General features: G+C 43.3%; 2 protein-coding genes. Both read right to left on the bottom strand.

Annotation, left to right across the window (positions count from 1 at the left end):
* Positions 1–229: 229 nt before the first annotated feature.
* The gene (locus H5202_RS14665) at positions 230–8545 is read right to left on the bottom strand and encodes a host specificity protein J (protein WP_182772731.1); all 8316 of its coding nucleotides are present in this window, start codon (positions 8543–8545) and stop codon (positions 230–232) included.
* Positions 8546–8550: 5 nt separating this feature from the next.
* Positions 8551–9192 carry a tail assembly protein gene (locus H5202_RS14660; protein ID WP_182772730.1) on the bottom strand — a complete coding sequence of 214 codons (642 nt, stop codon included), beginning with the start codon at positions 9190–9192 and terminating at the stop codon, positions 8551–8553.
* Positions 9193–9357 lie beyond the last annotated feature (165 nt).

Raw genomic sequence — 9357 nt, 5'->3', positions numbered from 1 at the left:
CGACATCACAAAATATATCCACTAAATTATTCATAAGCCCTCTGCGTGATTGGTTCCTTCTTGGTCGAAAGATCTGATCACGAAGAGGGCGATTAGTTCAATTTTTTATCCCGAGTTCAGGTTATTTATATTTAATTCACCCACAACCACAAAAGCGTTTGTAAGTGTTAAACCTGAAGATAAAGCGATGCTAGGTACTGTTAAAGCCATGATGGCCTCCTTTTGTGGGTTATTGTTCAGTTGAAATAACGGTTATTTTTTGGTTGTTAACATTTGATGTGGCGCTATATCTTGTTTGACTAATCACTTTTAATTGATATGAAAAATCACTAGTTGATGTACTGGTATCCGTAAACGTTGATGACCCATTACAAAATTCACTAACTAAATAGCGGCTAATCTCTGACTCATAGGTACTATTAATTGAGCCGGTAAACGTACCGCTTGACACGGTAGTCCAACTACCAGAACCTATTTTCCGTTGTAATTGCCATGAAAGTACCGGGGCCGCACCATTAGCACTGCTAGTCGCAGTCCATGAAGCATCATAATCAAATGAAACTACAATTGTTTTAGCCTTTCCACCAGAGCCAAAAGGCCCAATAACAACTGGGTAACTATTGGCTGCATAAGCATTTTTATCAGGGTTTGTGACACCAGTTCTAAGTATCCCAGCGCTCAAGCTGCCACCAAAATATTCATCACCGTTAGCGTCCGTCCATCGGCTTGCATTAGACTTTCTGATGTTAGCCCAATCAGGCACGCCATTAAGTAATAGCTTAGGCCCGCGCCACTCTATTAAGCTATCAGGACCAAAAGAGGTCTCGCTTTCAATCTTCATAGTGTTAGCGCCAATTAATCTAAACTCTCCCCCTTCTATAATGGGCGATTCAATTTTAGAACCGGCTGAAATATGATTACCGTTAATCGCGTTCGATGCTATCGAGTTGGCTGTTAAGCCGCCGAACGCCGCTAATCTTGCCGTTAACTCGTTAAACAATGCCGATGTGCTTACAAGCTTATTGATTAGAGCATTATCAACTTGCAACTCATTAGCTGTTAACCCGCCAAATTGGGCGATCTTTGATTTTAAGATATTAAACAAACCTGAATTAGCAACTATTTGATTTGCAGATATTTGACCGCCGCCAATCTCAGTAATTGATGGGTTAATCCATCGATCTTCTGATACTGTCCCAGCATTGTAATAATTAAGTGCTCTGATTAATATTTTCTTGCAACCAGGTTTAAGCTTACAAATACTATTTACGTTAAGGCTTTCTGGTACTGAATTAATATCAACTTCACTGCCAACAATATAAGCGCGCATTTGGCGATACTCGCCATCAGCAATATTACCGCTCCAAAAGTAAAAATTAGTTGAACTTTGATTGTTCACGGCTCTGGTGCTAGCGTTATAATCAATCACTGTACCGTTATCTGGTGACAAACCTAAATACCGAGATCCCGTACTACCACCAGATTGACGATGAATAGTAAAATTAAGCTCATAAATCTTCGTGTTATCAATATCAAATAAATCACTGACGCCAATAAGATCACCACTCCCTTTTACCTGCATGGCAATAACTGTTTGTCCATTATGGTTATGACTTACTAAAGGGAAATTAGACCAACCAACACTTGAAGCAGTAGCACTAAAGTTATTCAGCAAGTTTCTAGCTCTAACATCAAGCTTATCTGTAGTAATAGCCTTTGCAGCAATGCTATTAGCCGCTAAGCCACCAAAAATACCAAGTTGGGCTTGTAACTGATTAAACAAACCCTGGTCGGAAATAAGCTTCTGAATAAGGGCTGTATTTACAGTTAACTTATCTGATGTTATGGCACCAGCTTGCAAATTGTTCGTTGCAATTGCTGAAGCAGCTACTTTATCAGCCGTAATTAACCCTGCTTGCAAATGATTAGTCGCAATTGCTAGGGATGCTATCTGCTGGGCAGTAATCGCATTAGCTGCAACCTTATCAGTCGTAATGGCACTTGCTTGCAAATGGTTAGTTGCTATCGCCAGGGCTGCTATCTGCTGGGCAGTAATCGCATTAGCCGCAACCTTGTCAGTCGTAATGGCACCGGCTTGCAAATGATTAGTCGCAATCGCTAGGGCTGCTATAGTATCGGCTGTCAAACCGCCAAAGCTACCAAGCTTTGATTTTAATTCATTAAACAAGGCAGAATTAGCGATTAAGGTAGACATTAATCCAACACTGGCAGTGAAGTTACCCAATGACACACTATTAACCGCGCCTGTTTCGGCCGCAGTAGCTCTTCCCTGTGCTCCTATTTCAGTTTCTAACTTCTGTCCATTAACTAAGTAAGGTGAGTTAGACTTAGTGGCCCTAGGTGATATGTATGTTGAAATAGTTGTGTTAATTTCTTCATCTAAAACCTCATTTGTGTCTACACGAAAGTATTCAAAAGGTTTAAGAACATTGTTGTCTACATCACTTGAGAAATGATTACCGATAAAATAATTACGTTGAAACTGCGCTGCAATCTTAACGGCAACACCATAATACTCAATACCACCTTTATAGAAGGTAACAGGGTCAATACCATCCACGTTAGAACTTTCAGTGTAATCAAAGATATTCCACGCTTGGCTATAACCACTTTGAGCATTTACAGTTAGCTCAACCATCTGACCATTACCACTAGTTCTCTTAAAGATAATACGGCCTGTTGTATACATATGACTGTTGCCAGTACCGTCTGATAACTGTAAGACACGGCATAGTGGGATCACAATGTAGTAATAGGTTTTGAAACCACCAAGCGTAACGACTTTCTGGTCTAAACTTGCTGGGGCAGAAGCTGCAATAGCAGCGGCTTCCGCAGCATTAGCTTTAATCGTAGCTTGGGCAATAGCGTTAGCTTCTGCAGTTGATTTGGCATTGTTAGCTTTTGTGGTGGCATCAATAGCAGCGGCGGAAATGGCGGCGCTCTCGGCTGAGTTAGCCTTATTAAGCGCATCTAAAGCAGCGGTAGCCGTTGCTTGAGCCTTAGCATCATTGGATTTTGCTGTGGCATCACTGGCCGCCGCGCTGATGGCTTGAGATTTTGCATTGTTGGCTTTAGTGGTCGCATCGGCAGCAGCGGCAGCAATAGCGGCTGTTTGAGCAGTATTAGCTTTAGCCTGGGCATCTGCTATGGCGCGCGCTTCTTCATCACTGACAACTCCATCTGCATACGCTTTAGCCGTAGTTTCAGCTAAGTTTGCTTTAGCAAGGGCATAGGCTTCGGCTGTTGTTTTTGCATTATTAGCCTTAGTAGTTGCATCTAAAGAAGCAGAATTAATTGCTGCTGATTTGGCACTTTCAGCTTTGTTAGTTGCATCGGCGGCGGCTATTGAAATGGCATCGGCTTTAGCAGTGTTAGCCTTATTTAATGCATCAAGAGAAGCGGAAGCCGTTGCCTGAGCATTTGCATTATTAGCTTTTGTGGTGGCGTCACTGGCCGCCGTACTAATAGCTTGAGATTTAGCATTATTGGCTTTAGCTGTTGCATCAGCGGCCGCGGCAGTAATTGCAGCGGTTTTAGCCGCATCAGCTTTAGCCTGGGCATCGGCAATGGCCCGGGTTTCTTCTGCTGTTACTTTTCCATCAGCATGGGCCTTGGCCGTCACTTCTGCCAAATTAGCTTTAGCCAGGGCATAAGCTTGGGCGGCTGACTGTGCCGCGTTCGCTTTGGTTGTTGCATCAGCGGCAGCGGCGGAAATTGCGGCGGATTTAGCTGCATCAGCTTTAGCCTGGGCATCAGCAATAGCGCGCGCTTCTTCATCACTAACAACACCGTCTGCATAGGCTTTAGCCGTGGTTTCAGCTAAGTTCGCTTTGGCTAGGGCATAAGATTCAGCAGCGATTTGCGCGGCATAGGCTTTTTCTTGGGCACCTAATAATGTTTCATATTCAGCCGTGAGTGATAAGCCAGAAAGCCATATTTCAGCCTGGCTTGACGCATTTCTATTAAGCAAAAATAGGTGTTTTATATAAACTGTGCCTGGGTGTAATAGGCTTGATATATTGCTGCCACTAAAATCAATGCCGCCAAAGGTACCTACATTCTCAGTCCATTCTTCCGTGGTAGCTTTATTACCAGCAGTAATATATTTGTAACTTGCACCATCAGACGTTTGACTTAATTTTGTACCGGCTGGAAATAAACTGCCAGTCCAAGGTGCTGATAATGTCATAACCTTACCGATTAGGCTCTCTGGCCCAGTCCACAAATCATGTGTTGATACACTTCGCGAGTAAGTTTCTGGCGGGTAGGTATAACCATAGCTATTAGTGTAATTCCAAAAAACTAATTTACGCCTATGGGCTGCATAACCCCAAGCGGTAAAGCTATCAACGTCAATATCATCAACAAAAGTGATAGTGGTATCGCCGGGCTTTAAATCGACCGCTAATTCACTTAGCGATTGCTTATTATGCATAGTGTACTTGGGCTCAATAATATTCTTGTCTATATCAAAACAAGCAATCCCAATATAATAGCGGCTAACCTCAGAGCCGCCTTTTACCCATACTTTTTGTATATGCTTTTGTGAGGGTTCAACTTGCATGTATTCATCTGAAAAACGGGTGGTCGTACCTGACTGTAAATAGAATGAACCTGAAAAACCATTAGGGCTTTGTGAGCCATCATAAGTAAAACCACTAAAATTGGTGTTATCACCTAAAACACCAGATCCATTGATAGTAAGTTGCTGGCCAGCACTCAAAATTTTTGAAGCTACTAGGCTTGTATTTGCGTTTGCGTTTTCCACTGCGGCATTTGCTTTGTTTAACGCATCTAAAGCGGAATTAGCTTCGGCCTGAGCCTTTGCAGTGTTTGACTTAGTTGTGGCATCTGCAGCGGCAATAGAAATGGCATTATTTGCTTTAGAGGTTGCATCGATGGCAGCGGCGGCAATAGCCTGGTCTTTTGCATTATTAGCTTTAGTCTGGGCATCGGCAATCGCGCGCGTTTCTTCTGCAGTGACTTTTCCATCAGCATGGGCCTTGGCGGTGACTTCTGCCAGATTAGCTTTAGCCAGGGCATAAGCCTGGGCGGCTGACTGTGCAGCGTTCGCTTTAGTACTAGCATCTAAAGCAGCGGCAGAAATAGCGTTTACTTCTGCAGCATCAGCTTTAGCCTGGGCGTCGGCAATCGCGCGCGTTTCTTCGTCACTGACAACACCATCTGCATAAGCCTTTGCCGTGATTTCAGCTAAGTTAGCTTTGGCTAAGGCATACGTTTGCGCGGCAGCTTTAGCATCATTCGCTTTAGTACTGGCATCGGTTGCGGCGGCAGCAATGGCGGCGGTTTTAGCCGCATCAGCTTTAGCCTGGGCATCGGCAATCGCGCGCGTTTCTTCGTCACTGACAACACCATCTGCATAAGCCTTTGAGGTGGTTTCAGCTAAGTTAGCTTTGGCTAAGGCATACGTTTGCGCGGCAGCTTTAGCATTATTCGCTTTTGTGCTGGCATCAGTAGCAGCGGCGGCAATGGCGGCGGCTTTAGCTGCATCAGCTTTAGCCTGGGCATCGGCAATCGCGCGCGTTTCTTCATCACTTACAACACCATCAGCATAAGCCTTAGCTGTGGTTTCAGCTAAATTCGCTTTAGCCAGGGAATAAGCCTGGGCGGCAGACTGAGCCGCATTTGCTTTACTTTGGGCGCCGCCTGGTGTTTCACCATTAAGGCTAGCAGCATCAATACCATTGCTAAGCAAAGCTAATGAAGTTAATAGGTCATTAGCAAGAGCTGGATTATTTAGCGCATCTTGAGCCGCTAACATATCCTTGTCACCAGCAGGAACCTTACCAGCCATTAAATTATCAAGCTTAGCGGCTTCCTCTGGGCTAAACAGCTCTGGGATCACTGTTTGTATTTTTGACCAGGTATAATCCTGCCAATTGTCACTAGCGGTTGCCGTTTTCATTTCGGTCGCAACCCCTAGATAACTCTTCCCTTCACCCTCAGCTTCTTCTATTGTAAAACCGTTACCTTGATTGTCATCAGCCCAAGCAAACCAAGTAAATACTTTAAATGTTTCACCAAACAATGCATCATAATCACTCTGAACATCAGACACTTCTCCGCGAACCCAGCTTGTCCATTCTCCCTTATTACCCGCTTTATCAACTAATAAAGCTCTGAAAAAAAGGACAGTCCTTCTTGGAAGATTAGTCACTTGATAGCTGTTATTTGGATAAGCAATATCCGCGAGTTTTTTTGCGTTACTGCCAGTTATATCAGTAGCGGTCTGTATTTCTGTGAATAATGTGTCATCGGATCCTAAAGGGAACTCCCAGTTGACAATAATCCCAAATGGCCCGGGAGCTGTGGACAAATTAGCTACAACATGTTGATTCGAATCTTTCCCTGTTATTGATGTTAGCGCAGATTCACGAGCAATAGACTTCACATTAGCAGAATTTATCGCCCTCACTCTTGCTAAATATTTCCCAGTATAAACACCTCGAATATCAACTGAAGTGTTGTTTACTTTTGGTAACGTAAACCATTCTCCATCATCCTTACGCCACTCTACTTCATAAGAAATCGCATTTTTTGCCGATTCCCACTGAATATTCATTGTCGTGACTGAAATAGTTTGTTCAGTAAAAATAGATTGAGATATTGTCACACTTGCAGGGGCATCTTGGGCGCCGATGGGCAGTTTACTAATGGGTCTTTCTTCTAACCGTGCACCTGTGTCTATGTAAGCGAATTTACTCGGATTGTGTTCAACAGCTGTGATTTCGTACTCGATACTGTCGCTTTCTGCTTTACCTACTCTTAACACTCTAAATTGTTGTAGTTTTAATTCGTCAGACTCTATAGACCACAGTAATTGAGTTCGCGGTGTCTCACTATATGCAGTCGTAACCGTTATCTCTCGACCATTTATCGCTTGGATACTTCTAGCTTGTGCTATTCCACTGGGCAAATTGATAATCAATCTATCATTTACAGCAATATTTCCGACTTGATCTAAAGTGATTTTTTTGCCGTTGACAGCTGATATTCGCCCACCGATACGACTACCGGCTATCAGCTGATCTGCAACACCAATTACGAAGCCAGGAATGGGAATACTGCCATCTAAACCAACTTTAAAGCTTACTGCACGATCATTATTGTTAGAGTAAATGGCCCATTTACCGCGACGTTGAGCCTCTGACTCACGAGTACAGCCCAGAGCAGACAACTCAATAACATTATCACCATAGCGGCGTTGAAGTGATTGATCTGATACTGATGTCACGTCAGATTCAAATGCGTTATCGGGATTATCCCAGCTGATCAATGCTCGAGTATATTTTACCTTTTCACTACTTGATGAATAACTAAATTTGCCGTCAATAACATTTGAATTGTTGTAAGTAAAATCTACATCCCTTGGCATATCTGCAACAGAATACATTTGCCCATTCGACCAGTAGGTCATGCCGCGGTAAATTGATGCCAAGTCGCGCAATACCTGCCAGGCTTCTGTCGCTTGTTGAATATAAATATTACAGATATAACGAGGCTCTGTGCCACCTTTTCCGTCTGGCACTAACTGATCACAGTATTGAGCTATATTGTATAATTCCCACTTATCGACCAGCGCAGCACTAATTCTTCGGCCTGTACCAAAACGATCATCAAGAATAATGTCATAACTTACCCAAGCTGGATTATCAGACCATGCAACCTTAAATGAACCGTCCCACACACCGGAGTAAACACGTGTTAAAGGATCGTAATTAGTTGGTACCTTTATTTTGCGCATAAAAGGTTCACACGAAATCACAGGAATATTTTGAAATTGACTGGCATCAAACTCAACGTATAAAAGTGCCGTATTAGGGTATTTAAATTTACGGTCTATGACATCTGTAATCGCTGCAATTTGCATTGTATCGGCTACACGATTATTGTTTTGATTTGCGGTTAATCTGCGTATACGGATTTGCCAATTATTGCCTACAGGCAAATCAACACGATGGCTGCGTTCGTATGCTTGTGTAGTTTTACCATTTACGGATGTGTTTAATAGCGTTTCATACTCCCTTCCATCTGTTGATAAATCAATTGCATAAGCAATACGATAACCAGTGACATCCCCATTATCTAGCTGTTGTTGCAGAGCTGGCCAGCGAAGCCGAATACGAACTGCAGATAGTAGTGAATTCGAAATGGCTCGGGTATAGGGTTGGGTCGATTTAAGCTCAATACCAACAGACGTTTCATTTTCTAGCGAAGGTAGACCAGGAATATAACTTTGCTGTACAGAGCCTGGTCTAAAATCCCAAATAACCCCAGGAAAGTTTTCTGCACCATTGGAATCAAGTAATGGCGTACCGTCCAAAAAGACATTTTGACCAGATAACTGTCCGTCAAACTCACCTTCACCTATTGCTAATAATATTTTGGCTTTGGCTATTGAGCGTAAATCGTCAGGTGACTCGATAGGGGTTTGTGCTTGAGAATCCCCGCCTTTTGCGCCATTAATAGTCAATGGACGTTCTGTTGTTGCTGGTATGCCCATATTATTTACGGCTCCTGTTGTCCGTTACTTCCGCCACTGCCACCGCTGTTTTGCACTGAGCGCTTTGAAACTGCAATGTCTTCAGCATAAATACCTGCACTAATAATGGCGCCACCAATCCGGCGCTTACCATAACCAATACCAACAGGGTTACCCGCTGCGGTAGTATTAACGGCACCACCAAAGGCATAACTAGGAGCATTGTCACTAGCCTCTCGCCCTTTCAATCCTTTAGCCTGAGGACTGAGCATTTGCACTACGCCACCAGCGATCATGCCAATACCAGCTGGGATAGTGTAAGCGGCAACCGCAGGGACGAGATAACCAACAACAATAAGCACTGCACCTAATATTGTTTGCAGAATACCGCCACGTTTGCTGCCTCCAACAACAGGAACAATACGGATTTCATTTGTGCCACTTAAATCAAATTCATCTTGGCCAGTATTTTTACCATTTCGAAATATCGCATAACGCAAACCTAACTTCGCCTGTTTTTTAATAAACAACTCAAAGCCTTGAAGAGTATTTTTTATAGCACTAAAGGCTTCTGATGTAGTGCCCTTTTCGAGCAACCGCTTGTGTTCTCGGCCGAATTTATTGGCTAATGAGCCAGATAATTTAATCGTAGTGAATTTAGTGCTCATAATTACTCTCGGATTTTAGATAAAAAAAAGCCACCTTGCGGTAATGCCGTTCACTTAAGGTGAGCGGCATTTTTCCTTTTTGCGACAGGATAACCATTCTTACTCACTTTTAAGCAGCGCGGGTAACTTCTTTCTCGCTTTCCCTCTAACATAAATTGCCTCGCA

It is taken from the genome of Shewanella sp. SG41-4 (assembly GCF_014164505.1).
Lineage (GTDB): Bacteria > Pseudomonadota > Gammaproteobacteria > Enterobacterales > Shewanellaceae > Shewanella.
The sequence above is the reverse complement of the archived record's forward strand: the minus strand, read 5'-3'. Positions and strand labels throughout refer to the sequence as shown.

Coding starts and splice junctions, on each gene's coding strand:
- H5202_RS14665 (WP_182772731.1), bottom strand. CDS start 8,545: ATGGGCATACCAGCAACAACAGAACGTCCATTGACTATTAATGGCGCA.
- H5202_RS14660 (WP_182772730.1), bottom strand. CDS start 9,192: ATGAGCACTAAATTCACTACGATTAAATTATCTGGCTCATTAGCCAAT.